The organism is Streptomyces sp. NPDC036822 (assembly GCF_055609145.1).
Genome location: NZ_JBVJPY010000014.1, coordinates 88,949 through 112,957, shown reverse-complemented (window position 1 = coordinate 112,957; position 24,009 = coordinate 88,949). Strand labels below are relative to the sequence as shown.

The window sequence follows — 24,009 nt, the reverse complement described above, 5'->3', positions numbered from 1 at the left end:
CGGCGCCGACGTCCCGCCCGGGCAGGAGGGGTCGACTACCGCAGGCGCGGTACGTCCGCGGCGCCTGCCACGTCCGCGGTAGTGCGCAATGCCCACGCGCGCCGGACGACCGGTGGCGGGTCCGCCGGGCATGCTCGGGCCGTGTCCAGTCGCCGAATCCAGTCGCCGTAGAAGGAGCACTCCATGCCCGTCCGCTTCGGTCCCGCCGCACCCGAGTCCGCGTACGCCACCTTCCAGCCCCTCGCCGCCGACGTCCTCGCCATGAGCGGCGGACGACTCGGGTCCGTCGTGGCCGGGCTCGTGGGACTGGCCGGTGTGGCCGCCGGAACCTGGGCTCTGCGTTCCGCCGGCCGCACCCCCGTCGGCTTCGCGCGAAGCCGGGCGGTGGTGGCCCTGGTCGCGGGCACGATCGCCATGGCCCTCGGTGCGCTGGTGGTCGCCACCTCCGACACCGGCATCGGCACCGGCAACGGGCGCGGCGGTGCCTTCGTGGCCTTGGCGGTGGGCCTGACCTCCCTCATCCTCGGCGGGCTGGCCCACACCCGCTCGCGCGTGCCGCGGTGACCGTCGGCCGCCGGCACGGATGCGGGGGCGGCGGCCGGGTCCTGGTGGCCGTCGACCTCGGCGCAGTGCACAGCGAACCCGGTCCGCTCGGAGCAGCGGAGATCAACCCGCCTGAAATCAGGTCGACCCGGCACGCTGCGCAAGAGATCCTCAGGCGGACCGAACCGAGGAGTCAGGTTGATCACGGAGTACCAGCAACGCCTACGCGACCGTTACCTCGCCGCCCCCGTCATGCCGGCCCCGGCACCGTGGCACCCGGTCCTGGACCGCACGACTCCCATCGGCGGCCTGCTCGGTATCGGCTTCGCGGTCCATCCCGACACGGGACACGACCTCGTCATGGTCGTCTCCCACGACGGGCACGGACTCTTCGACGCGGTCACCGGCGAGAAGATCGCACGCGACCGGGATCCCGACCTCGCCACCAGCACCCCCGACGCACACCCGGACCTCACCTGCCCCGGAATCGGCCCCGTCGAAGGCACCGGCATCCGCATCGCCGGCCTCTTCGGCGGCGGTCTGCACAGCACCACCGCGGATGGCTGGACCGTGGATGTCGTCAGCCCCGACTGGCCCCACGACCGCATCATCCTCTCGGCCGACGGCGGAGCGAACAAGGGAACGGCGGGAGGCACCTGGTGGCACGTCTTCCACTCCGCGCACGCGGAATTGCGCACCGCGGGCTTTTCCCCGACCGGACTCACCCTGGCAGTCGCGACCAGCAGTGACCTCACCCTCTGGACCCGCCCTCCGTTCCCCAGCGACGACTGAACCCCCGAAGCGCGTGCGGACGCCTTGCGCCGGAACCTCGCCGCCCAGGTCAGGCCCGAGCGCCACGGAGCGCGGCGCCCGGCTCGTGATCAACCGGCGCCGCCACCGACGCGGCCGTTCAGGCGCGGGGGCCGGCGCCGTGCAGCAAGGTGTCGATGATGCGGGTGGCGAGGGTGTCGGGGTCCGCGCCGTCCGTGTTGCCGTGGAGCGATTCCCCGATGAGCGCGTAGTAGACCCGTCGCACCCAGTCGAGGTCGGCCGCCTCGTCGATAAGTTTGTCGGCCTGCGCCCGCCGCAGGACGGCGATGCAGCGGCGGCCGATGTCCTGCTGGAGAGCGGCGGCCTCGCTGTGCGGGCCTCTTCGCCGGCCTGATACCCGTGGGCTCCCTGCTCACCACCGTCGCACTCGGCGTGGGCCAGGCAGGCCCCGCCGACATCGCCGGCGCACTGATCGTCGCCGCGGGCGTCTTCCTCGGCTTCCGGCAGCCCGGCCGAACCGGCCGTACGCCGCCTGGCGGTTCCTCGAAGGGCGATGGGCCCGACCGGCGAGAGCGCCCGCAGCACTCACAGGGCGACGTCGGTGACCTGTCCCCCGCCGGGGCGTCGTCACCTTCCGCGGGGCCACGCCCTCACGTCGTGCCCGCCCGGCGGCCCGCCGGCCCGTGTCCCGTCGTGCCCGCCCGGGGGCCGGCCGGCTCGTCTCCCGTCGGCAACCGGCGCTGAACCCGGGCGCGAGGACCGTGCGTGCCCTGCCCCAGCGCGTACCCGACCGTACGACGCGCGGCATCTCCACACGCAGGGCAGGTACACGCATCGGGTCACTCCCGCTCCTCACCAGGGGCGCGGGGCACATGGATGGCCAGGACCGCCGTGTCGTCGTCCACGCCACCGCCGAAGGTGTCCAGCAGGGCGCGGACCGCGCCGACCGTGTCCGAAGCGGTCGCGGGGCCGAGGGTGCGGCAGAACGCGAGAAGGGCCTCATCGCCGTAGCGGTCGTCGCCGCCGCCGGCGGTGTGGGCTTCGGTGAGGCCGTCGGTGTAGAGGAGCAGGCCGTCGCCGGGGGCGAGGTGGACGGTGGTGGTCGCGATGTGGGCGTCGGGCAGGACGCCGATGAGCTGTCCCCCGGGGGTGGGCAGGGGGTCAGCCGTGCCGTCGGCGCGCATCAGGACGGCGGGAGGGTGCCCGCCACTGGCCAGGGTGACGTGGAAGCCGCCCAGGTCGGGGGCAGGGGTGAGCAGGCCGAAGACGACGGTGCAGAACCGGGGGTCGGCGCCGTCGTCCTCGTGGTTCAGGACCGTGTTGAGGTTGCCGAGCACGGCGACCGGATCGGGGTCGTAGACGGCGGCGGCCCGGAGGGTGTAGCGGACCAGGGAGGTGACGACCGCCGCGGCGGCGCCCTTGCCGCACACGTCGCCCAGGAACAGCCCCCAGGTGCCCGCGGCCAGGGGGAAGAGGTCGTAGAAGTCGCCGCCGACCTCGTCCACGGAGGCGAGGTGGTAGTACGCCGAGACGTCCAGGCCCGGCACGTCCGCCAGTACCGGCGGCAGCAGCGTCTTCTGCAGGGTGGCGGCCAGGGCCTGCAGGCGGTCGCGTTCCCGGTCCGCCTCCTGGCGGGCGAGCAGCAGCTCGTTCTCGTAGGCACGGCGGTCGCGGGCGTCGAAGACGGTGGTACGGATCAGCAGGGGCCGGCCGTCGCTGTCCGTCTTGACGGTGGACGTGACCAGGACCGGCAGGCGGGACCCGTCCGCGGCCCGCATCTCCAGGGCGATGCCCCTGATCTCGCCCTGCATCCGCAGCAGCGGGGCGAAGTGGGTCTCGTGGTAGAGCCGGCCGCCGACCGTCAGCAGGTCGGAGAAGCGCTTGTGGCCTACCAGGTCGCCGCGCCGGTAACCGAGCCAGTTCAGCAGGGTGGTGTTGATCTTCGCGATCCGGCCGTCCAGCTGGGTCGACAGATAGCCGCAGGGCGCGTGCTCGTACAGGTCCTCGGCGCTGTCCTCCAGCAGCGCGGAGAACTCCGCGTCCTCGTCCACAGGCCCCTTGTCCTCGTCCCGGCCGCTCTCGTCCGCGCCGTGGGTCGGGCTCATCACCGGGTGGCTCCGGTCACCGGTGGCGGGGCGGGTACGCACGCGTGGGCCCGCGGTGGGGTGTGGGCGCCATGGGGGCACCGGTTCACCCTCGTCGGCATCGGCATCCCTCCTCGGCGAGGTCGCGGCGCTCCTCCGCGCGCGAGACACCCGCGAACACGAGCGTCGGCATGACCACCGGCGCGCCCGGTCACCGTCACATGATTCCTGCCGCGACGCGATGCCGCCATCCGTGCGGTCCCCCGCGCGGCCCCTTCCCGGCGTCAGGTGGGCCCGGCGACCGATCGCGACGACGCGGCGGGGGCAACGACGCGGCGCGCCCTCGGCCCGCTCAGGGGGACAGGCGTTCCCCTCCGTCACTCGTTGCGGTATCCGGAGCATGTGCCCCCGGGGACGGCCCCATGATCGGAACAGCAGCGCCGCGTACGGCGCACCACATGCTTTTTTGGGGGTCCGGGGCATGACGCCGACACAGCGACAGAGCGATCGTCTCGACGAGCAGGCCGTGCTGCTCGTGGCAGGTCTGGCCGATCTGGCGGTGAGCACCATCAGCTCGGCCACCGGCACACTGCGGCACCTGCTGCGCCGCTCGGACGGCGCCGACCTGGTGCGGGACGCGGAGCAGGACCTGAAGTCCCGGGGCAGGCTCGCCCTGGACCGGTACGCGGCCGCCCCCGCCCACCTGGAGGTGCTCGCCCAACAGGTACTCGCCCGGCGCGCGGCCGCCGACGGCGATGTCTGAGCCCTGGCCGCCGGCCGCGTTCAAGGCGCGCGTCGACGGTGTCCTGTCGGAGTTCCTGGCGGAGGAAGCCGAGCACCTGCGCGCGATCGACGCCCTCCTGGAACCGGTGGCGGAGCAACTGCGGTGTGCGGCGGAGCACGGCAAGCGGCTACGGGCGGCGTTCTGCTACTGGGGCTGGCGCGCGGCGGGGCAGCCCGACAGCGACGCCCTCGTTCGGGCAGCCGCCTCGATGGAGCTGGTGCACGCGGCGGCGATGGTCCACGACGATCTCGTCGACGACAGTCCGCTGCGCCACAACCGGCCCACCGCCCACATCGCCCTGCGGGCGCCCCTGGCCGGACGTCCGCGCGCGCGGCGCGCTGCCCGCTCCCTGGCCATGCTGGTCGGGGACCACCTGATGGCGCTCGCGGGGCAGCTGTTCGCCACCAGCGGCCTGCCCGCTGCCTATCTGGCGCGAGCCCGGCCGCTGTGGGCGGAACTCGCCCGCGAACTGATCGCCGGCGAGTGCCTGGAGATCCTGCGCACCGGGTCCGTGCCGGACACGGACGCCTCGCTGAAGGTCATCCGCTACAAGACCGCCAAGTACACCGTCGAGCAGCCCCTGCTCATCGGAGGGCTGCTCGCCGGGGCCGCGCCGGACCTGCGTGCCGGCTTCTCCGCCTACGGGCTGCCGCTGGGTGAGGCGTTCCAGCTCCGTGACGACCTCCTCGGTCTGTTCGGCGAACCGGAGCGCACGGGGAAGGCCGGCCTGGACGACCTCCGCGGCCAGCGCCCGACCGCCCTGCTGGCCGCGGCCTGGCAGGCCGCGCTGCCCGCCCAGCGGGTCCAGCTCAGCGAGCTGCTGGGGCGACGGGACCTGGACGACCGGCATCTCACCCGCTTCCGGGAGCTGCTGACGGCCCTCAAGGCACCGGATCGGGTCGAGGAGATGATCCGCTCGCGCGTGGGGGAAGCCACCCGGGTCCTCACGGCACTCCCCATGCCTCCCGACGCCCGGCAGGCCCTGGGTGTCCTCGCGCGGTCGGCCACCGACCGCCGGCACTGAACCCCTCCGACGCCGCGGCGGTCTCCGCCGCGCACGGGACCCGTAGACAAGGACCGCAGTCATGACCTACACCCAGGCGTCGATGGACGCCCTGCGCCACTCCGGTGACGAACTCGCCGACAGCGTCGTGGCCACCCTGTTCGAGCGGGGGAGGTGGGCACCTTCAACACCCTGATGCGTTACGTCTCCACCTCCGGCGCTCCGCTGCCCGACGGGCTGCCCGACGTCGCCCGCGCCTACCTCGAGGCCACCTCCACACCGCCGGCCTGGGTGGACTGGGACGAGATGGAGAAGGCCCGGCTGTTCTTCATCGACAACAACGTCCACATCTCCACCGCGCTGTCGTTCGCCGCCATGCCGGCCTGCTACCTCGTTCCCCACGTGGCACGGCTGCTGTCCGCCACCCACGGGCTCGACTACCCCTCCAAGCGGATGGCGGAGACCGGGCAGTTCACCGTCTATCTCATGCGGCCCGACGCCTTCGAGGCCGGCGGCCGCTTCCTCCCCGCCGCGCAGAAGGTACGCCTGCTGCACGCTTCCATCCGCCACCATCTCAAGCGGGAGAACCGCTGGGACGACCAGGCGCTGGGAACGCCGATCTGTCAGGAGGACATGATCGGCGGACAGATGTTCTTCTCACTGCTCGTCCTGGACAGCCTGCACCGCCTCGGCATCCACATGTCGGCCGAGGGCGCCGAGGCCTACTTCTACGCCTGGCGCGTGGTCGGCGCCATCCTCGGCGTCGACCAGGCGGCCGTGCCCAAGGACCTGGACGAGGCCCGGCAGTTCCTCGACCGGTACATGCTCCGTCACATGGGCCCCTCCGAGGAGGGCGCCCACCTGACCCGGCAGCTGATCGACCTGTACGAGGACGTCGTGCCCGGCACCTTCTTCGACCCGATCGTCTCCGCGCTGATCCGCCACCTGATCGGCGACACCTGCGCCGACTGGCTCCAGGTACCCAGCACCCCCTGGGACAGCGTGGTCAAGGTCGTCCCCAGCCTGCTGGGTGTGCTGGAGAGCATCGAGGACGCCTCGCCGGTCGGGGCCTGGGCGCTGGACCGCCTCGGCCACCTCACCACCGTTCTGGAGCTGTCCTCCCTCACCCGCGGCCGCGTCATGCACTACGCCATCCCCGAGCAGCTGAAGAAGGACTTCGGCGTCTCCGGCGGCGTACCCCGCACCCGGCGCTGGACTCCGCCCGCCCCCGCGTCCGCCGGCTGACGGTCCTTCGTCGTCAGGGCCGCGTCCTCGTCGGACGTCCGGGCGCACGCGCCCTTGCACCTCTGGCGGAGCGGTGGGATGGGAGGATGGACACGGGCCTGCAGCGGGAGGTGAGGCGTCGTGGACCCGTTTCCTCCCGACGACGGACAGCACCTGTCCGGTGCGCAGGAGGCCCGGCCGCTGTCGGAGGCTTTCGCCCGAGCCGTCTCGGGTGTGCCCGGCGGCCAGGTGCCGGAGGTACTGTGCCGGGCCTGCGTCGACTGATCGAGCACAGCGTCCGGCTCAGCGCCGTGGACGCGGCCGGAGTCATGCTCGTCAACGCGCTCGGGCGGGTGCGCCCCGTCATCGCCACCTCGGGTCGCGTCGAGATCACCGAAATACTGCAGGGGCAGATCGCCCAGGGGCCGTACGTGGACGCGTACGCCACGGGGTAACCGGTCCAGCCGACGACCTTGCCGACTACGCCGATCGGTGGCCCGACTTCACCTCGCTGGCCGCCGCCGCGGGCTACCGCGCCGCGCACGCGATCCCCCTGCGGGTGCGCCGGCAGCAGGTCGGCGCACTCAACCTCCTCGCCCAGGCGCCCACCGCTCTCTCCGAGAGCGAGGTCCATCTTCTGCAAGCCGTGGCGGACACCCCCACCTCCGCCGTGATCACGTGGACGGCCGACCCGCTGCGCCCCTCCGACATCCCCACGCGGACCCAGGCCGCACTGTCGGGCAAAGCGCTCCTCGACACCGCGGTGGGCATGATCGCCGCCTCGGCCGGCATCGGCCTGGACCAGGCGCACCGGCAGTTGCACGAATACGCCGACGACCACGGCGAGCGGCCCACGGAGGTCGCCGGGCGCCTGGTGCGGCGCGCGCTTTCCCCGGAGACCGTGCTGAAGACCGATCGCTGAGCCCCTTCGCCGCCCGCTGCCGACTGCCCGGGACAGCAGCACGGGACACTGCCCCGGTGCGGCGATGTCAGCCCGGCGGGCGAAGTGCGTGCGGGCCGCCCAGCCGTTCCGACACCGTGCCGGCCGACACGCAGTGGGCTTCGGCCGCCGTGGCTCCGCCGACACGGCCCGCCTGTGCCCAGCTTCCGAGGCTGTGGCGCAGCCCGGCCGTCGCGGCCGACCGTGCCCGAGGGGTGCCGGAGCCGGTGGGGCGGTCCCGTTCGTCGACCAGATCCAGCAGACGCAGCGGCTGGTGGTGCCAGTTGAAGAGGAAGAGAGCCATGTGCCGCCGCTCGAGGTGCCGGGCCAGGGCGAGTAGACAGTGCAGACCACAGACATCCATGAAGGGCACACGTTCCATGTTGCAGACCACCACGGAGACCCCACCCTCGAGGGAGCTCTGGGCCCGCTCGAAGACGGGCCGGGCGTCCAGGTCGAGGTCACCGGCCAGGGTCAGGTAAGCGGTGGGCCCGTAGCGCTTCATCGTGATGTCGAATGCGGAAGTCATGGGCGTCTCATCTCGCCACACCAGGGGGCGACCCGACGCACCGCTCGAGCACGTCGGCGTTATGACACGATTTTCCCCCTCAGCGTACATCGCTGCAAGATCCGGACAAGCAGCCCCGCAGAACCCGTCACGCGTGCATCGAATGCCGGCGGGACGGGGCGATCGACCGGCCCTGGAAGCCTCTTCAGGTCTCGAAGTGTGACATCGTGGACGTGATGGAACAGCTTGGTTCCGTCGCTTTGAGGCTTCGCCGGCCCGCCTCCCGCGCCGGGACGGGCCGGGGTACGAAAGGTGCCCAGCGGCTTTGAACGCCGGACTCACATGCGGCCCCCGTGACCGCGTCCGGACAGCCCTGCCACCGGCTCGGTCGTCCAGGGCTGACACCCCGGCCTGGGGAAGCCCGATGAAGCCGCACACCGTTCATGTGCAGTACTACGGCACCGTCGCCGTGGTGACCTTCTGCAAGGGGGGCCGCCGGAGCGACGGCGCCGGTGACGGCGTGACGTTCGCCGACGCCCTCGTCGCGCTTGCGCCGCGGACCGATTCCCTAATCCTCGATGTCGACCACGGCCGAGGCGGTCTGTCGCGGGACGGCAGAGCCGCCTTGCGCGAGTGGAGGCGTACCCGCCCGGTGAGGATCGTGACGCTGGGCGAGGGAAGGGCCGAAGCCGCTCCCCTTCCGCCCCCACGGGAGCGACCTGCGACCGACGGAGAACCCGGCCCCGCGCTACGCGCCTTCCGCGACGACCTGGGACGCAGGACGCTCACCCAAGGGGCCGTGGGCATCCGTCGGGCCCGCCTCGGCGAGCACCCCTGCCCGGGACTGAACCGCTCGGCCTAGGTCGGCTTCATGCCCGCTCGCGCCGCGAGAGGCGCTGCTACCGCTCGGCAGGCGGCATCCGGACGACCGCCGTCCCTCCGGCCAGATCCACCGTGATCCCGTGGGGCGGCGCACCGTCATCCTGGTTGTCCGGCATGACCAGGGCCGACTGCCGTTCCTTCAGCTCGTTCTGCTTGCCGGGCGAGAGACTCGCGTGCAGCTGCTCGAAGCCGGTCGCCGATATCTGGCCTTGCCTCGCGCTGTTCCGCCAGGGCAGCATCCCAGCCCGCCCCGCGCGCAACAGCAGCTGGTCGACGAAGGCCAGCAGCGTCAGCATGATCACCAGCCCGGGCAGCGCCATGAAGAAGACGAATTGCATGGCCTCAGTATCCAGGCGGCCCTGCCGGGGCTGACAGGCTCACGTGAGGGCCCCGGCCCCTCGGAGTCGCTCCGTGAGTTCCTGCCGGTGCAGGACCGCTATCGGGGAGAGAAGATCAGGGTGCCGGAGCAGTGGCGCCGCCTGATGGTCCCGGTCGGCCGGTGACGCCAGGCGGTCGAACGCGACCGGCGCCCCCATGAGGTGGCTCGTGCCGCCCAGGGCCCGGACCGCCGCTCGCGCGAAGCCGGCCGAGCCCAGGAGGCAGGCGGCCCAGCTGGCGACGACCTCGTCCACCCAGCTCCGCCATGCGTCGGGGTGCCCCTGGGGCGCGTCAGGGCCGGCCGTGTCGGCGTCCGCCCCGGTGATCCAGTCGAGCCGGGTGGATCCGCCAGGCCCCGCGAAGGCGACCAGCTGCGCGTCGAGCTCCGTCGGGTACCTCAGCCAGGCCGCCACCGTCACCGCCTGCCGGGCCTGGGCCTCGGCGAGACCGCGCTGAAGTGCGCCGGGGCCTGCCGGGTAGGCGCCGAGAAGCCATCGGCATCGCCCGAGCGCCGGCAGTACGCCGAGCAGGCCATCATGGAGCTCGTCCGGCATTCGGTCGCCCAGGAGTCCTACCTGTCCCCGGCGGCGCGCGAGCACGTGCCGAACGGCGACGCCATCGCCGACAAGGAATTGCGCGACCACGCGGCCGCCGAACGCACCATGAGGGACCTGGAGGGGTGCGAGGCGGACGCCCCCCGCTTCGACGAGCCTCATGGCACGCCTCATGACCGAGATCCGCGAGCACGTGGCCGACGAGGAGGGCAACCTCTTCCCGTCCTGCGCACGGCGTGCCCGCCCGAGATGGTCGAGGAGCTCGGCGCCAAGGTCCGTCAGGCGAAGAAGACGGCGCCGACCCGGCCCCACATCCCCGACCTCACCGTCGCCGCACGGTACCTCCCGGCCGCCCACGGCATGGACGTCGGCGGCGACTTCTACGACCTGATCCGCCTCGGCGACACCGCCGTCGCCGCCGTCATCGGAGACGTACAGGGCCACAACATCTCCGCCGCCGCGCTCATGGGCCAGGTCCGTACAGCGGTCCACGCCACCGCCGGTGCGACGCCCGGGGAAGTCCCGGCGCGCACCAACCGCGTCCTGCTGGACCTGGAGACCGACCTGTTCGTCTCCTGCCTGTACATCCACATCGACCTCGCCGCCCGACGCCTCCACCTCGCCAGCGCGGGGCACCCCCCACCACTGCTCCGCAGCCCCGCGCCCATGGCGCAGACGCACGTCCTCGAGGTGGAGCCGGGCCCGCTGCTGGGCATCGGCGTCGGCATCGACAGCTCCTACCCGGTCACCAGCTCCCCCCCTGCCCGCCGGCTCACTCCTCGCCCTCTACACGGACGGCCTCGTGGAGAACCCCGGCGTCGACCTCACCGAGTCCATCGCCGACCTGGCCCGTCACCTCACCGGCAGCAGTGACCGGCCGCTCGACGGACTGGCCGACAGCCTCGTCCACCACGCCTTCCCCCATGAGGCCTACACCGACGACATCGCCCTGCTTCTGCTCCGTACCCGGTGAGTGGGAGCAGCCGCATGTGGTTGCCGGGTCGGGGGCACTCGGTCACTCTGAGAAGTGGAGGGTGCCATGACCATGACGGAGCAGCCGGTCGAACCGGCAGGAGACGACGTCGCGGGCTGTGCCTGCGACGGTGCCGGTGGCGGTGTCGACATCAGTCTCGGCGTTCGTCCTGAGGCGCCGGAGACGGCGCGGGACCGCGTCAATCGCCGGTGGAACGAGATCCTTCAGGAAACACGCGTCGCCCAGACGGGCGTACAGATCCTCTTCGGATTCCTGCTCAGCGTCGCCTTCACTCCGCTGTTCGGGAACCTCGACACCTTCGACCGTGTCGTCTACGTCATCACCGTCGTGCTGGGAGCCTCCGCGACCGGCGCGCTGATAGCACCCGTCTCCATCCACCGCTTCCTGTCCGGGCAGCGGATGAAGCACACGGTGGTGGAGGCGGCCTGCCGGCTGATGGTCTGCGGGATGGTCCTCCTCGCGCTGACCATCGGGTGCACGCTGCTCCTTATCCTCCGGATCGCGGTTCCGGGCATCCTCGCCGAGGTGCTGGTCGGAGGCGTCATGCTGTGGTTCGGCCTTTGCTGGTACGTGCTGCCGCTGCGCCTGCGGCGGCAGGCGGCCCGGCGACCCGTCGCATAGGCGTCGTCGCAGGGAAGGGGCGTCCGGCCTCTGCCGCGTGCGCCCCGGGGCCTGTCCGTCCTGGCATCGTGTGGGCCGGCCTTCGCAGGTCGGCCCACATCGCCGCTGCCTCTCGGCCAGGGCCCGGATCCTCCAGGCCAGCGGCATGCCTGCTCCGCCGGTGCGAATCCGGGGTCCTCACTCAGCGGCCCAGTGCCTTGCTCAGCTGCTGCTTGGTCATCGACGAGCGGCCCTCGATGTTCTTCTTCTTGGCCTCCTCGTACAGCTGGTCCTTGGTCGGTCCTCCGGAGCCGCTGTGCGACCGCTCTCCACCGCGCTGGGGAGCGGATTTCGGGTCACGCGTGGACGTCTTGCTCGCCGTCTTCGACTCCCCCGAACGAGCCCGTTCCTTGTTGACCGTACGGGCGGCGATCTCCTTTGCCCGCTTTTCGGAGGTGCCGCGTTTCTCGGCCCCTTCCTTGATGTGTTCGTACTGGCGCTCTCGCTTGGGGCTGGACCCTGCGGGCATGACACTTTCCTCCATCTGAGGGAATGGCAGATACGTCACTACCTGCCGTACGTAGGCGAATACCCGTACCGCATGTGCAAAACCGCCGCCTGTAAACACCCGGGCGAAAGTTTCAGCGGTATTGGGCGTCTCAGTCCGTCGACAACGCCTGCAGCAGGTCACCGACCTTGGGGTCGGGCAGGGCACGGGCGACATCGGCCTGAGCGACCATGCCGACCAGGTCGTGCCCGTCGATGACCGGAAGGCGGCGGACCTTGTGCTCGGACATCGTGCGCAGGATCTCGTCCGCGTCGTCGTCCGCTCCGATGGTCACGGCCTCGCCCTGCGCCAGCTCTCCGGCCTTGCACGTGGCGGGGTCCTTACCGGCGCCGAGGACCTTCACGACGATGTCCCGATCGGTGAGCATACCTTTGAGCCTGTTGTCCGTACCGCAGATGGGCAGCGCTCCCACACCGAGTTGCTTCATCTTCTTCGCGGCTTCCAGCACCGATTCCTCCGCACCGATGCATTCGGTGCCCGCGGTCATGATCTGTCGTGCCGTCGTCATAACTCTCCCTCTTTCATGGGATGCCCTCGGCCCGCGGCCTCGGGAACTGACGGATCACGTCTTCCCGCTCGGCAGAGGCATTAACGACCCTCAGCGCAGATGCGTCCGGTCAGTCCTGTCCGGCGGTTCAGCCGGTCGATGGAGCGGGAGCGGCGAAGCGCATGCACACCACGGGGGTGGACGCGTCGACGCGGCGGCCTTCGACGTCCTGCCAGAAGGCCAGGTGGGAGCGGCGCCAGTGGGCCAGGTCGGTGTAGCCCTCGCCCTCGGCCTCGGCGAACTCCCCGGGGACCTCGCCGAACGGTGTGATCGTCACGTCGGTGACGCGCAACTCCGCGAGGACGGTGCCGTCGTTGTCCAGCAGGGCGAGGACCTCGCCTGCGAACTCGAGCTCTTCGCCTTCCTCCGCGTACTCCGCCAGCAGGGTGGCGGTGGCCGTCTTGGCGCCCGACAGGACGCGGGCAGCGTACCGAGGTACCGATCCCGCCTCCGGCGGTGGGGAGGCCGCTGCCGGTGACGCCTGCCCGGCCCGGGGACGTGAATGTGTCGCGGCCACCTCCCCCGTAGCCTTGACCTGTGCCGACTTCCCGCCTGCATCGCGTCGCCGTCCTCGTGCTCGAGGGCGCCAAGCCGCTCGACGTCGGAATTCCGGCGCAGGTCTTCACCACCCGCGCGAGCATGCCGTACGAGGTGCGGTTGTGCGGGGCGGCGCCCGGTCTCGTGACCGGCGGCGACGGCTTGTCGTACGACGTCGCCCACGGCCTCGATGCTCTCGCGTGGGCCGACATCGTGTTCGTGCCGGGCTACCGGTTCCCGGACCGCGACGATCCGCCGCCGGCCGTCGTCGAGGCGCTGATCACCGCCCACGCGCGGGGCGCGCGGCTCGCCGCGATCTCGACGGGGGCCTTCGCGCTCGCCGCCACGGGACTGCTGGACGGCAAGCGCGCCACGACGCACTGGCACTACGCCCAGGCGCTGGCAGCGAAGCGCCCGCTCGTCCGGATCGACGAGAACGTGCTGTTCGTCGACGAGGGCAGCGTGCTCACCTCGGCCGGAGCCGCGTCCGGCATCGACCTGTGCCTGCACATCCTGCGCGGCGACCTCGGGGTGGCCGCGTCCAACCACGCGGCCCGGCGCCTGGTCGCGGCCCCCTACCGCAGCGGCGGCCAGGCCCAGTACGTACCGCACAGCGTGCCCGAGCCGCTCGGCGAGCGGTTCACCGCGACCCGCGAGTGGGCGCTTCGCCGGCTCGGCGAGCCGCTCACCCTCGACATCCTGGCGCGGCAGGCCGGGGTCTCCGCGCGGACCTTCTCCCGGCGCTTCGTCGAGGAGACCGGCTGCACGCCGATGCAGTGGGTGATGCGCGCCCGCGTCGACCTGGCCCGCGAACTCCTCGAGCGGTCACAGCGCAGCGTCGAACAGATCGCCACCGACGTCGGGCTCGGGACCGGTGCGAACCTGCGCCTGCACTTCCAGCGGATTCTCGGCACGACGCCGAGCGAGTACCGGCGCACGTTCACCCAGGTCGAGTAGGTCCGTACGACGGAGCTCGACCGTGTGGCGGGATCCTTGTGAACCGTGGCGATCTCGCCACTGTCGACGGCGTGCGCCGCAGGCGAGCCTGGTGTCGACCCGGAAAGGACACCACTCATGACTCGCATCGCCATCAACGGATTCGGCCGCATCGGACGCAACGTGCTGCGCGCCCTGCTGGAGCGGGACAGCGCTCTCGAGATCGTGGCCGTCAACGACCTGACGGAACCGGCCGCCCTTGCCCGGCTGCTCGCCTACGACACGACGTCGGGCCGTCTCGGCCGCCCGGTGACCGTCGAGGGGAACACCCTCGTCGTGGACGGCCGCCGGATCACGGTGCTCGCCGAGCGGGAGCCCGCCCAGCTGCCGTGGGCCGAGCTCGGGGTCGACATCGTCCTGGAGGCGACCGGCCGCTTCACCTCCGCGAAGGCGGCCCGCGCCCACATCGACGCGGGCGCGAAGAAGGTACTCGTCAGCGCGCCGGCCGACGGAGCGGACGTCACCCTCGCGTACGGGGTCAACACCGAGGCGTACGACCCGGATCTGCACACGATCGTCTCGAACGCCTCCTGCACCACCAACGCGCTGGCACCGCTGGCCGCCGTCCTCGACGAACTGGCGGGCATCGAGCACGGCTTCATGACGACGGTGCACGCCTACACGCAGGAGCAGAACCTGCAGGACGGACCGCACCGCGACCCGCGCCGGGCTCGCGCCGCCGCCGTCAACATCGTCCCGACCACGACCGGTGCCGCCAAGGCGATCGGCCTCGTGCTGCCGAACCTCGACGGCAAGCTGTCGGGCGACTCGATCCGCGTCCCCGTGCCGGTCGGCTCCATCGTCGAGCTCAACACCACCGTCGCACGCGACGTGACGCGCGAGGAGATCCTGGAGGCGTACCGAGCCGCCGCGCAGGGCCCGCTGGCCGGTGTCCTGGAGTACTCGGACGACGCGCTCGTCTCCGCCGACATCGTCGGCAACCCCGCCTCGTCGATCTTCGATTCCGAGCTCACCCGCGTCGACGGCCGCCACGTCAAGGTGGTCGCCTGGTACGACAACGAGTGGGGCTTCTCGAACCGTGTGATCGACACGCTGGAGCTTCTCGCCACGCGCTGACGGGATGCCGGGCCCTGCCCCGCCGCGCCCCCGCCGACGACGCCGCCGCTCCACGTGGTCGGCTGTCGAAGGCCGGGGCCGGCGGGGTCGGCCGTCTTCGCGCGGTGCCTCTACGCCTCCCAGGGCGGCTTCCCGTCGAACGCCAGGTGGTGGACGTCGAAGAGGACCGCCGCCTCGACACCGAGCGCGGGGCCGCCCATCCGCGCCGCCCAGGTCAGGAACGGGCGGGGTTCGAAGCTCTGCTCCCCCAGGCCGCTGGTGTACTCGGCGTGGGCGGACAGCGAGGCGATGCCGCGTTCCAGGGGTTCTCCGGTGACGTCGACGGCGTGGGTGGGACGTTCGGCGCCGGCCATGCACACGAGGCGGACGCCGCCCCAGGGCTCGAGGCCTTCGTCGGCCAGTTCCGGGAAGATCCAGCGGTTGCCCGCGTCCCTCGCGGCGTCCAGGGCCGCGAGGCCGACCGCGCGGTGATCGGCCTGGTTGGTGACGCCGGCGACCATCCGCACGGTGTACGCGCCCGTCACCACCACCTCGGGGCGGTGCCGGCGCATCGCGCGCACGATGTCGCGGCGCAGGTCGGGGCCGTACTCCACCACCCCGTCGCGATGGTCGAGGAACTCCACCGTGTCCACGCCGACCTCGCGGGCTCCGGCCCGCTCCTCGGCCTCGCGCAGCGGTCCGGCCTCGGCGGGGTGCAGACCGTCGATGCCCGCCTCGCCACGGGTGGCGAGCAGATACGTCACCCGCTTGCCCTGAGCGGTCCAGCGGGCGACGGCCGAGGCCGCGCCGTACTCGATGTCGTCCGGATGCGCCGCCACGGCCAGACATCGCTCCCAGTCCTCCGGAAGCGGCGGCAGGGGGGCCTGCGGGCCGAACGCGCCCGATTCGTCTCGCGTCGTCATGCACCGATGGTGGCGGCCCGTCCTCCCCGATCCGCAGAGGCGCGCGCGTCCTCGCCGCCCCTCCCGCGCGCGGGAGGGGCGGCGCCGTGGCAACCATGACCGCCGTGGAGAGCCCGGCTGCGACCCCGGCCGTGCCCAGGCGGGCCCGGAACTCGCCGCACCACGTCGCCCACGTGCGTCGGTCGGTCACGGCCGACCAGCGACGGGGCCTCGTCAGGGGCGCGGCCGGGTGGCGGTGTCGAGGTAGAAGGCGTCGATGCTCTGCACGGCCTGCTCGAACTCCGCGAGGTTGACCGGCTTGGTGACGTAGGCGTTGGCGTGACTGCTGTACGCGCCGGTGACGTCGTCGGGAGCGGTGGAGGTGGTGAGGACGACCACGGGGATTGTCTGCAGGTCCTCGTCGGTCTTGAGGACCTTGAGGAGCTCGCGGCCGTTCATCCGGGGCATGTTCAGGTCGAGGACGATGAGGTCGGGACGCGGGGTGCCCGGCGTGCGGAGGTGTTCCAGTGCGGCGACTCCGTCGGTGACCTGGACCAGATTGCGGGCCCCGCGCTCGGAGAGGGCTTCCTCGATGAGCATGGCGTCGGCGACGTCGTCCTCGACGAGCAGGACGTCGAAGGGGCGGGCGGGGGTGGTCATCATCGGATGCTCCGTGGTTCTTTCGTCGGAGGAGTGGTGGAAGAGGCCCGGCCAGCGGCGGCGGGCGCCCTGGCGGGTCAGGCCGCAGGCGGCGCCGATCTGCGGGTAGCCGGCGCCCGTGCGGGCGGCGGCCGCGGCTGCTTCCCGCTGGAGCCGTTCAGCGGCCCGCCGGAGGTGATCCAGAATGTGGAGCAGGGCCAGTGCCTCGGCCGGGTCGTCCGGTGCGGGCCGGGAGGGGACGTTCAGCAGCCGACGGGCGAGGTGCTGCGCGAGGTTGCCGACCGCCGCGTCCGTCAGGGTGTCCGTCTCCTGCGGGGTGGTCCGCAACTCGAAGTTCTTGCCGGGCATGCCTGGCACTTTAGGTCCCCGAGGAGCTCCGCGACAACAAGCGTTGTCGCCCTCTAAAGTGTGCTGGCCCCCCGTTCGAAACGGCTGTCACCTCGAGGAGTTCACACCATGACCGGCGATGCAAGGCAACCGCGTCTGCGAGGGCTGTCCACGTGGACGACCCGGCGGTGGCTTCGCGTAGGTGTGGCCGTCTCGTTGACGGTCCTGGCTCTCCTCGGGGTCACGGGGGCATGGGTCCTGCAGCGGACCGAATCCCTCAGCAAGGACATCGTGGACGTCCGGTCCCCCGCGCTGACCACCGCGATCCGCCTGGAATCGGCCATCCTCAACCAGGAGACCGGAATCCGCGGCTACGGCCTCACCGGTACGCCGGACTTCATCACCCCGTACCGGCAGGGTCTCGCGGAGCAGCGGCGGGACGAAGCGCGGCTCACGGAGCTGCTTCAGGGTGATGACGGTGGCCTCGCCGATCTGCGGGCCGTGCGGGACGGCGTGGCGAGGTGGCATGAGCGCATCGCCCGGCCGATCGCCGCGGCGCCGCCCGGTGCCGCGTCACCGCTGGCCACCCGGCGGGCCGAGGAGGGCAAGGCCGCCTTCGACACCGTACGGGCGGCGCTGAGCCGTCAGCAGGAACGGCTGCGGGCGGACCGGGCCGAGGCGAGGGACGACCTGATGGCCACCCTGGTCATGCGGAACTGGGTGTTCAGCGCGATCGGGATGCTCATCCTCCTCCTCGCCGCCCTGGTCTTCGAAGGGCTGCGTCGTGGCATCACCACGCCCCTGGACCGGCTCGGCGCCGACGCCCGCACCATCGCCGGCGGCGACTTCGACCACCCCATCACCCCGACCGGCCCCGCCGACCTGCGCCGTCTCAGCGGCGAGATCGACTCCATGCGCCGGCGGCTCGTACGGGAGCTGGCCTTCACCGAGGACGCGCGGCTGCGACTCGACGCGCAGGCCGCGGACCTCCAGCGCTCCAACGCCGAGCTGGAGCAGTTCGCGTACGTGGCCTCCCACGACCTGCAGGAGCCGTTGCGCAAGGTCTCCAGCTTCACCCAGCTGCTGCAACGGCGCTACGGAGGGCAGCTCGACGCCCGGGCCGATCAGTACATCGAGTTCGCGGTCGACGGGGCCAACCGCATGCAGACCCTCATCAACGACCTCCTCGACTTCTCCCGGGTCGGCCGGCTGCACAAGGCCCACCAGAAGGTCGACGTGGACGAGGTGCTGCGGCAGACCCTGTCCGCGCTGAGCGTCGGCATCGAGGAGTCCGGGGCGACGATCACCCATGATCCGCTGCCGACCCTGATCGCCGACCCCACCCAGATGGGCATGCTCTGGCAGAACCTGATCGGCAACGCGGTCAAGTTCCGCCGGCCGGGCGAAGCGCCGCGGATCCACGTCACGGCTGCCCGTGAAGAGGAACTGTGGCGGTTCACGGTCACCGACAACGGCATCGGCATCGCGCCGGAGTACGCCGACAAGGTCTTCGTGATCTTCCAGCGGCTGCACACCAAGGACGTGTACTCCGGCAGCGGCATCGGCCTCGCCATGTGCAAGAAGATCGTCGAGTTCCACGGCGGCACCATCGCCGTCGACACGGATTACCGCGACGGCGCCCGCATCTCCTTCACCCTGGCGCCCGAGCCGATGGAGAACCTCGGCTCCGGCCCGGACACTCCGGCCGAGGCCCTCCGCCCCGCCCCGGAGCAGGAACGATGACCGCGGCCGCGACCGCCGCTCCCGGAGGGACGCTCGGCGAGCCGCTGTACCGCATTCTGCTGATCGAGGACGACCTGGGCGACGCCGTGCTCGTGGAGGAGCTCCTCCTCGACACCGGGCTGCGGTTCGAGCTGACCACCCGGACCACTCTGGACGCGGCTCGCTCCGCGCTCGTCGGCAGCGCGATCGACTGCATCCTCCTGGACCTCCACCTGCCCGACGTGTCGGGCACCGACGCGGTCGCCGCCGTCCGCGCCCTGGCCCCGCACACGGCGGTGATCGTCCTGACCGGGCTGTCCGAGGCCCAGGCGGGCACGGAGGCCATGGCTGCCGGGGCCCAGGACTACCTCGTCAAGGGGAAGGTCGAAGCGGACCTCCTGGACCGTACGGTGCGCTACGCCGTCTACCGGAGCCAGACCGAACGCGCGAGCGCCGAGGCGCAGGCCGCCCGGCTGCGGGCGGAGGAGAACGCCCGCCTGGAGCGGGGCCTGCTGCCCCGCCCGCTCCTGGGCACCTCGAAGGTGCGGGTGACCTCGCGCTACCTGCCGGGCGCCGAGATGGCCTTGCTGGGCGGTGACTTCCTCGACGTGGTGGAGGGCGACGACGGCCTGTTGCACGCCGTCGTCGGCGATGTCAGCGGACACGGCCCCGACGCCGCCGCGCTCGGCGTCTGCCTGCGGATCGCGTGGCGCTCCCTCGTCCTCGGCGGACATCGCGGCAACGACCTGCTGCACCTGATGGAGCGGATCCTGATCGCGGAACGGGACGATCAGCAGCTGTTCGCCACCTGCACCCTGCTCACCCTCGACCAGGACGCCGCCACCGCGACCCTCCATCTCGCCGGCCACCACGAACCGCTGCTCACCACGGTCGAGGGGACCAGGGAACTCACCGCCGCGCACGGCATCGCCCTCGGCATAGCCCCGGAGCTGCGCAGCTGGCCGTCCACGGTCATTCCCCTGCCGGTCACCGGAGCCCTGACCCTCTACACGGACGGCCTCACGGAAGGCCACGACGGAGCGCGGGGCGAGCGGCTCGGCGTCGAAGGGCTGCTCGCCATGATCGAGGACCTGCCTCCGGCGGACCCGGCCGCCCATGTCGACCTCCTCATCAAGGAGACCCACGCGCGGAACGCCGGCCGGCACTCCGACGACCTCGCCGTGCTCCGCCTGGACTGGGGCAGCCGCCCCGCCCACTCCTCCGGAAGCCCCGACGGCATGCCCTGACGCGCCCACTGTCGGCGCCACGGCGGACGGCAAACCGGGGGCGGCGGACGCGCTCGCTCCCGCGGCCGATCCGGTGGGGTCGACCGCGGGCCGCGGGGTTCAGCGCGGTACCACCCAGTGCGGCGCCCAGGTCCCCGCCGCGTCGTGGCGGGCGCCCGTGGCGGCCAGGTAGGCACGGAGGGTGGCCAGCGCCGGGTGCGGGTTGTCGCGGTGCCAGAGGAGCGAGTGCGGGTAGACGGGCGTCGGGTCGGTCACCGGGATGCGGCGCAGACCGTGGCCGGCGGGCCAGACGAGACGGGTCTGCTCCCCCATGAAGGTGGCGAGGGCCGGAGTGTCGGCGACGGTGTCGAGGAGCGCGTCGGAGCCGAAGTTGGGGCCGGTCGCCTCGATGGTGAGACCGAAGGCGGCGACGAGGTCGTCGTAGTAGGCGGCCCACTCGGTGCCGGGGACGATGCCCGGCATCCAGATCCGGTGCCCGGCGAGCTGCGCGAGGGGCACCGAACGGGCGCCCGCCAGGGCGTGGGCGGGGCCGATGAGGAGCTGGAGCGGCTCGTCGAGCACCCGGACGGACTCGATGTCCTCGGGGAGGGGCCGGCCGGGTACGGCGACGGCGCGGAAGGACGCGTCGATCGCACCGGACCGGAGGGCGGCCACGGCCTTCTCGACGTCGAACAGCATCACCACGTCGAGCTCGATCTCGGGGTACGCGCGGTGGAAGCCGCGCATCAGGCCCGACGGCGCGACGCGCGAGGCGATCACGTCGACGCGCAGGGGGCGGCGGCCGGTGCGGACGGACGCGACCGCGCGTTCGGCGACGCGCAGCAGCTCGCGGGCGTGGGGCAGGAACGCCTGCCCGTCGATGGTGAGCTCGGCGCCGCGCGCGGTGCGGGTGAACAGCCGTACCCCGAGGCCGCGCTCCAGTGAGGCGATGCGCTTGGAGACGGCCTGCTGGGTGACCCCCAGTTCGGCGGCGGCCTCCTGGAACCGCCCCGCGTCGGCGGCGGCGAGGAAGGTCCTGACGGTGTCGAGGTCCATGCCGACACCCTACGGCCACAACCACGCGTTGTGGCCGGGTGGCCCCGCGGTTGTTTGACGCCCGGATACGGCGCTCGGTTGGATGCTTCCCGTCGCGGATCGGTTGTGCGGAGGGGTGGCGTGGGTGTCGGGCACGAGGGGCGGGCACCGGCCAGGGCGGCTGCGGGGACCGCGGCTGGGGCGGCCCTTCGGGTGGCTCTGGGGTGCCTACGGAACCAGCGCGCTCGGCACGTGGCTCGCCTTCGGCGCGTTCCCGCTGATCGCCCTCCATGTGCTGCACGCCGGACCGGCCGAGGTCGCCGCGCTCTCCTCCGCGGGGGCCGCCGTGGGCGCGGCCGTGGCGGTGCCGCTCGGTCCGTGGGTGGAGTTCCGGCGCAAGCGGCCCGTACTGATCGCGATGGACCTGGCGCGCTGCGCGGCGCTGCTGACGGTCCCCGTCGCGTTCGCGTTCGGCGCGCTCACCTTCGTCCAGCTCCTGCTGGTCTCGGTCGTCGTCGCGGCGGGCGACATCACCTTCCGCGCCGCCTCCGGCGCGTATGTGAAGACGCTGCTGCCCGCCGAGGACCTGCTCGTCGCCCACGCCCGCTTCGAGTCCACGGCCTGGACGACCACCATCATCGGACCGCCGCTGGGCGGTGTGGCGATCGGTCTGCTCGGGCCGGTGGCGACGGTGGTGGCCGACGCGGTCAGCTACCTCCTCTCGGCGGTGGGCATCCGCGCGATGGGCGGGCGGGAACCGCTGCCCGAGCGCCGGGAGGCCACGCGCATGCGGGCCGGGGAACTGCTCGACGGCTGGCGGTGCATCCTCGCCGACGCGGCGCTGCGCCCGCTGTTCTTCAACACCGCCCTCTTCAACGGCCTGGTGATGGCCTCCACGCCGCTGCTGGCCGTCCTGATGCTCGACGACCTCGGCTTCGCCCCCTGGCAGTACGGCCTCGCCTTCGCCGCGCCCTCGATCGGCGGCCTGCTCGGTTCACGGCTGGCCCGACCGCTCGTCACCCGGTGGGGGCAGCACCGGATCCTGGTGGCGTCCGGGGCACTGCGCGCGGTCTGGCTCGTCGGCCTGCCCTTCCTGGGGCCGGGCACCGGCGGGCTGGTCCTGGTGATGTGCGTCGAGTTCGGGCTCATCCTCTGCTGCGGGGTCTTCAACCCCGTCTCCGCCACCTACCGGCTGGAGCGCACCCCGGCCGGTCGGGTCGCGCGCACGCTGACCGCGTGGGCGGTGACGACCAAGGCGACGACCGCGGTGCTGACGGCCCTGTGGGGCCTGCTGGGTGCTCTGGTCGGCCCCCGCACGGCCGTCGGCCTGGCCGGCGTGCTCCTGCTGGCGACGCCGCTCCTGCTCCCCCGCCGCACGGCGGCGCCCCGGGATCCGAAGCCGGCACCGAAGCGTACGTGACCGTGGGCTCGCCACAACCGATCGGCCCGGTTCCGCGTCCTTCTCCTCAGGCCGTCTCCGGTCACCTGGCCGGAGCGGCATCCGCAGGGGAGGGCATCATCGGTACCGCAACGTTCGAACCGCAGGGCCGGGACGTACGGTCCCGCGGGACGGCCGGAATCGGCAGAGTGCTGCTGGGCGGCGTCGCGGGCGTGCTGCTGAGCGCGGTCGTCCTGACCGTGGCGTGGTGGCCGCGCACCGAGGTGACGTACCGCAGCTCCGCGCCCTCCGTCGTCGCCTACGCCGACGGGTCGCCGCACTTCCTGTCGCTGGTGCACCGGTACAACCTGTCCGGACAGCAGTCCTACCGGATGGTCATCGGAAGGGATCCCGGCGCCTCCTACGGACACTGGGTGGACGTCGACACCACCCTGGGGGCGAAGGGAATCGAATCCGCCACGTGGACGGAGTCCGGCGTACGCGTCCGCTTCCCGACCGGCCACGAACTCTTCGTCCCCGCCCGCGCCTTCCTGTACGGCAGGTGACCCCGAGAGGCCGTGGAGGCAGCCTCGCCGCCGCCTCCGGCCCTCCCCCGCGAGCCACCGCGGAGGCCCTTGCCCGGCGCTCCGGCCCGCAGGCGCCGTGCCGCCGGTCAGGCCAGGGGCGCGATCGTGAAGTGCCGCACGCGCAGGGGCGCGTCCAGGTACTCGTCCTCGCCCGGGAGGACCACGGGCTGGTCCCGCCAGTGCTCGCCGGCGTAGTCGGCCAGATCCTGCTCACCGCGCCAGCGACTGACGTACAGCAGCGAGTCGGGCGGCGCGAGCAGGACCTCATGGTCCACCAAGCCTGGGTAGCGGGCGGGGAACTCGCGTACAGCAGAGACGATCATCTCGCGGAATTCCTCGAACCGTTCGGGACGTACGCGTGCCTCACTCACCCTGACGATCACGGTTGCCAGGGTGTCACGCGCACCGGCGCGGCGCCACCCTTCCGCCCCTCGTCGCCCGGAGCGTCGACGACGACGCGGCGAGGCGCGGTGCCGGCCGCCACGGCCCCGGCAGGACCCGCCTAGCATGGGCTCATGTCCACCACCTCGTCACGGGTCGAACTGTGCCCGCTCACCCTCGCCGACCAGGACGAGTTCTGCTCGCTCGTGAGGGCCAGCGCCGAGCTCTACGGGCCTTACATGCAACTGCCCAAGAACGCGGCGGAGTTCCAGCGCTGGATGGGCCGCTTCGACGACGGCACCAACCTCGGGTTCCTCATCCGGGTACGGCAGAGCGGTGTGGCCGCCGGGACGGTCAACATCAACTCGATCATCCGGGGCCGTTACCAGGGCGCGTCCCTCGGCTATGCGGCTTTCGCACCGTCCGCGGGGCGGGGTTACATGGCCGACGGGCTCACCCTCGTCCTGCGGCACGCCTTCGAGGAGCTGCGGCTCCACCGGCTGGAGGCGAACATCCAGCCGGCGAACAAGCCGTCGTTGGCCTTGGTGCAGCGCCTCGGCTTCCGCTACGAAGGTCTGTCGCCCGACTACCTCTACATCGCCGGGGCCTGGCGCGACCACGAGCGTTGGTCCATCAGCGCGCCTCCTCCCTGGACGCCCGATCCCTCCCTTCCCGAGGTCTGAGCACGGCCCGGGCGTCACACCGTCCGGGTCGCGCCCTGTCCGGCACAGGGCGGTGGGATTTGGACATTCCCCGCTCGCTCCGGCCGGCGCCGCACCGCCACGGCCTGCGCTCCCGTCGAGGTCACGGAACGGTTTCGGC

General features: G+C 72.2%; 27 protein-coding genes and 2 pseudogenes. 17 read left to right on the top strand and 12 right to left on the bottom strand.

The window, feature by feature from the left end; genetic code table 11:
• Positions 1-183 precede the first annotated feature (183 nt).
• Positions 184-564, top strand: coding sequence for a DUF6223 family protein (locus ACZ68P_RS27555; protein WP_471010771.1), 381 nt, complete (start codon positions 184-186; stop codon positions 562-564).
• 177 nt (positions 565-741) lie between these two features.
• Positions 742-1,335: a hypothetical protein gene (locus ACZ68P_RS27550; RefSeq protein ID WP_471010769.1), complete on the top strand. Its 594-nt coding sequence runs from the start codon at positions 742-744 to the stop codon at positions 1,333-1,335.
• A gap of 118 nt (positions 1,336-1,453) precedes the next feature.
• Here the strand turns inward: ACZ68P_RS27550 and ACZ68P_RS27545 are convergent, their stop codons facing one another.
• Both ACZ68P_RS27545 and ACZ68P_RS27540 read right to left on the bottom strand, forming a co-directional pair.
• Positions 1,454-1,579, bottom strand: a complete 126-nt coding sequence (locus ACZ68P_RS27545; protein WP_471010767.1) for a hypothetical protein — start codon at positions 1,577-1,579, stop codon at positions 1,454-1,456.
• Between the two features lie 574 nt (positions 1,580-2,153).
• Positions 2,154-3,419: a PP2C family protein-serine/threonine phosphatase gene (locus tag ACZ68P_RS27540; RefSeq protein WP_471010766.1), complete on the bottom strand. Its 1,266-nt coding sequence runs from the start codon at positions 3,417-3,419 to the stop codon at positions 2,154-2,156.
• A 460-nt stretch (positions 3,420-3,879) separates the two neighbouring features.
• Here ACZ68P_RS27540 and ACZ68P_RS27535 point away from each other — a divergent pair, with 460 nt between their 5' ends.
• The 5 genes and pseudogenes from ACZ68P_RS27535 to ACZ68P_RS27515 all read left to right on the top strand — a co-directional run bounded on the left by ACZ68P_RS27535 (position 3,880) and on the right by ACZ68P_RS27515 (position 7,331).
• The gene (locus tag ACZ68P_RS27535) at positions 3,880-4,161 is read left to right on the top strand and encodes a polyprenyl synthetase (RefSeq protein WP_471010764.1); all 282 of its coding nucleotides are present in this window, start codon (positions 3,880-3,882) and stop codon (positions 4,159-4,161) included.
• Positions 4,154-5,206 carry a polyprenyl synthetase family protein gene (locus ACZ68P_RS27530; protein ID WP_471010761.1) on the top strand — a complete coding sequence of 351 codons (1,053 nt, stop codon included), beginning with the start codon at positions 4,154-4,156 and terminating at the stop codon, positions 5,204-5,206. The genes ACZ68P_RS27535 and ACZ68P_RS27530 overlap by 8 nt, the downstream gene beginning before the upstream one ends.
• Positions 5,207-5,267: 61 nt before the next feature.
• Positions 5,268-6,430: pseudogene (locus ACZ68P_RS27525) on the top strand (oxygenase MpaB family protein).
• 242 nt (positions 6,431-6,672) lie between these two features.
• The gene (locus tag ACZ68P_RS27520) at positions 6,673-6,864 is read left to right on the top strand and encodes a hypothetical protein (RefSeq protein WP_471010759.1); all 192 of its coding nucleotides are present in this window, start codon (positions 6,673-6,675) and stop codon (positions 6,862-6,864) included.
• 104 nt (positions 6,865-6,968) lie between these two features.
• On the top strand, positions 6,969-7,331 hold the full coding sequence (locus tag ACZ68P_RS27515; protein ID WP_471010757.1) for an ANTAR domain-containing protein: 363 nt from the start codon (positions 6,969-6,971) through the stop codon (positions 7,329-7,331).
• A 67-nt stretch (positions 7,332-7,398) separates the two neighbouring features.
• Here ACZ68P_RS27515 and ACZ68P_RS27510 read toward each other — a convergent pair whose 3' ends face one another.
• Entirely contained in the window at positions 7,399-7,878 is a 480-nt protein-coding gene (locus ACZ68P_RS27510) for an STAS domain-containing protein (protein WP_471010755.1), read from the bottom strand.
• 403 nt (positions 7,879-8,281) lie between these two features.
• Between ACZ68P_RS27510 and ACZ68P_RS27505 the strand changes: the two genes are divergently transcribed.
• Complete coding sequence (locus tag ACZ68P_RS27505; RefSeq protein ID WP_471010752.1) at positions 8,282-8,719, top strand: hypothetical protein; 438 nt, start codon at positions 8,282-8,284, stop codon at positions 8,717-8,719.
• A gap of 37 nt (positions 8,720-8,756) precedes the next feature.
• On the opposite strand, the gene ACZ68P_RS27500 is transcribed toward ACZ68P_RS27505, so the two are convergent.
• Positions 8,757-9,077: a DUF6191 domain-containing protein gene (locus ACZ68P_RS27500; RefSeq protein WP_471010750.1), complete on the bottom strand. Its 321-nt coding sequence runs from the start codon at positions 9,075-9,077 to the stop codon at positions 8,757-8,759.
• A gap of 39 nt (positions 9,078-9,116) precedes the next feature.
• Complete coding sequence (locus tag ACZ68P_RS27495) at positions 9,117-9,671, bottom strand: hypothetical protein (RefSeq protein ID WP_471010747.1); 555 nt, start codon at positions 9,669-9,671, stop codon at positions 9,117-9,119.
• 300 nt (positions 9,672-9,971) lie between these two features.
• Here ACZ68P_RS27495 and ACZ68P_RS27490 point away from each other — a divergent pair.
• Positions 9,972-10,644: pseudogene (locus ACZ68P_RS27490) on the top strand (PP2C family protein-serine/threonine phosphatase); the annotation flags it as partial.
• 66 nt (positions 10,645-10,710) lie between these two features.
• Complete coding sequence (locus tag ACZ68P_RS27485; protein WP_471010745.1) at positions 10,711-11,286, top strand: DUF6328 family protein; 576 nt, start codon at positions 10,711-10,713, stop codon at positions 11,284-11,286.
• A gap of 181 nt (positions 11,287-11,467) precedes the next feature.
• Here ACZ68P_RS27485 and ACZ68P_RS27480 read toward each other — a convergent pair whose 3' ends face one another.
• The 3 genes from ACZ68P_RS27480 to ACZ68P_RS27470 all read right to left on the bottom strand — a co-directional run bounded on the left by ACZ68P_RS27480 (position 11,468) and on the right by ACZ68P_RS27470 (position 12,897).
• Positions 11,468-11,794: a plasmid stabilization protein gene (locus ACZ68P_RS27480; RefSeq protein WP_471010744.1), complete on the bottom strand. Its 327-nt coding sequence runs from the start codon at positions 11,792-11,794 to the stop codon at positions 11,468-11,470.
• Between the two features lie 130 nt (positions 11,795-11,924).
• Positions 11,925-12,341, bottom strand: a complete 417-nt coding sequence (locus tag ACZ68P_RS27475) for a CBS domain-containing protein (protein WP_365716926.1) — start codon at positions 12,339-12,341, stop codon at positions 11,925-11,927.
• Positions 12,342-12,468: 127 nt separating this feature from the next.
• Positions 12,469-12,897, bottom strand: coding sequence for an ASCH domain-containing protein (locus ACZ68P_RS27470; protein WP_471010742.1), 429 nt, complete (start codon positions 12,895-12,897; stop codon positions 12,469-12,471).
• Positions 12,898-12,917: 20 nt separating this feature from the next.
• On the opposite strand from ACZ68P_RS27470, the gene ACZ68P_RS27465 reads away from it, so the two are divergent.
• A complete protein-coding gene (locus ACZ68P_RS27465; RefSeq protein ID WP_471010739.1) occupies positions 12,918-13,874 on the top strand; it encodes a GlxA family transcriptional regulator in 957 nt (318 codons plus the stop codon).
• Positions 13,875-13,991: 117 nt separating this feature from the next.
• Positions 13,992-14,990 carry a type I glyceraldehyde-3-phosphate dehydrogenase gene (gap, locus tag ACZ68P_RS27460; RefSeq protein ID WP_365722183.1) on the top strand — a complete coding sequence of 333 codons (999 nt, stop codon included), beginning with the start codon at positions 13,992-13,994 and terminating at the stop codon, positions 14,988-14,990.
• 110 nt (positions 14,991-15,100) lie between these two features.
• On the opposite strand, the gene ACZ68P_RS27455 is transcribed toward gap, so the two are convergent.
• The gene (locus tag ACZ68P_RS27455; protein WP_471010736.1) at positions 15,101-15,892 is read right to left on the bottom strand and encodes a PIG-L deacetylase family protein; all 792 of its coding nucleotides are present in this window, start codon (positions 15,890-15,892) and stop codon (positions 15,101-15,103) included.
• A 213-nt stretch (positions 15,893-16,105) separates the two neighbouring features.
• Entirely contained in the window at positions 16,106-16,879 is a 774-nt protein-coding gene (locus ACZ68P_RS27450) for a response regulator (RefSeq protein ID WP_471010735.1), read from the bottom strand.
• Between the two features lie 108 nt (positions 16,880-16,987).
• Between ACZ68P_RS27450 and ACZ68P_RS27445 the strand changes: the two genes are divergently transcribed.
• Together ACZ68P_RS27445 and ACZ68P_RS27440 are read left to right on the top strand one after the other, a co-directional pair.
• Entirely contained in the window at positions 16,988-18,601 is a 1,614-nt protein-coding gene (locus tag ACZ68P_RS27445) for a sensor histidine kinase (protein ID WP_471010733.1), read from the top strand.
• Complete coding sequence (locus ACZ68P_RS27440) at positions 18,598-19,827, top strand: PP2C family protein-serine/threonine phosphatase (RefSeq protein ID WP_471010732.1); 1,230 nt, start codon at positions 18,598-18,600, stop codon at positions 19,825-19,827. Before ACZ68P_RS27445 ends, ACZ68P_RS27440 begins: the two co-directional genes overlap by 4 nt.
• A gap of 99 nt (positions 19,828-19,926) precedes the next feature.
• Here the strand turns inward: ACZ68P_RS27440 and ACZ68P_RS27435 are convergent, their stop codons facing one another.
• Positions 19,927-20,862: a LysR family transcriptional regulator gene (locus ACZ68P_RS27435; protein WP_471010730.1), complete on the bottom strand. Its 936-nt coding sequence runs from the start codon at positions 20,860-20,862 to the stop codon at positions 19,927-19,929.
• 82 nt (positions 20,863-20,944) lie between these two features.
• Between ACZ68P_RS27435 and ACZ68P_RS27430 the strand changes: the two genes are divergently transcribed.
• Together ACZ68P_RS27430 and ACZ68P_RS27425 are read left to right on the top strand one after the other, a co-directional pair.
• Positions 20,945-22,261, top strand: a complete 1,317-nt coding sequence (locus ACZ68P_RS27430; RefSeq protein ID WP_471010728.1) for an MFS transporter — start codon at positions 20,945-20,947, stop codon at positions 22,259-22,261.
• Positions 22,262-22,428: 167 nt separating this feature from the next.
• Positions 22,429-22,785, top strand: a complete 357-nt coding sequence (locus ACZ68P_RS27425; RefSeq protein WP_471010726.1) for a hypothetical protein — start codon at positions 22,429-22,431, stop codon at positions 22,783-22,785.
• Between the two features lie 107 nt (positions 22,786-22,892).
• Here ACZ68P_RS27425 and ACZ68P_RS27420 read toward each other — a convergent pair whose 3' ends face one another.
• Positions 22,893-23,189: an antibiotic biosynthesis monooxygenase gene (locus tag ACZ68P_RS27420; protein WP_471010725.1), complete on the bottom strand. Its 297-nt coding sequence runs from the start codon at positions 23,187-23,189 to the stop codon at positions 22,893-22,895.
• A gap of 132 nt (positions 23,190-23,321) precedes the next feature.
• Between ACZ68P_RS27420 and ACZ68P_RS27415 the strand changes: the two genes are divergently transcribed.
• Positions 23,322-23,870, top strand: a complete 549-nt coding sequence (locus ACZ68P_RS27415) for a GNAT family N-acetyltransferase (RefSeq protein ID WP_471010724.1) — start codon at positions 23,322-23,324, stop codon at positions 23,868-23,870.
• Positions 23,871-24,009 lie beyond the last annotated feature (139 nt).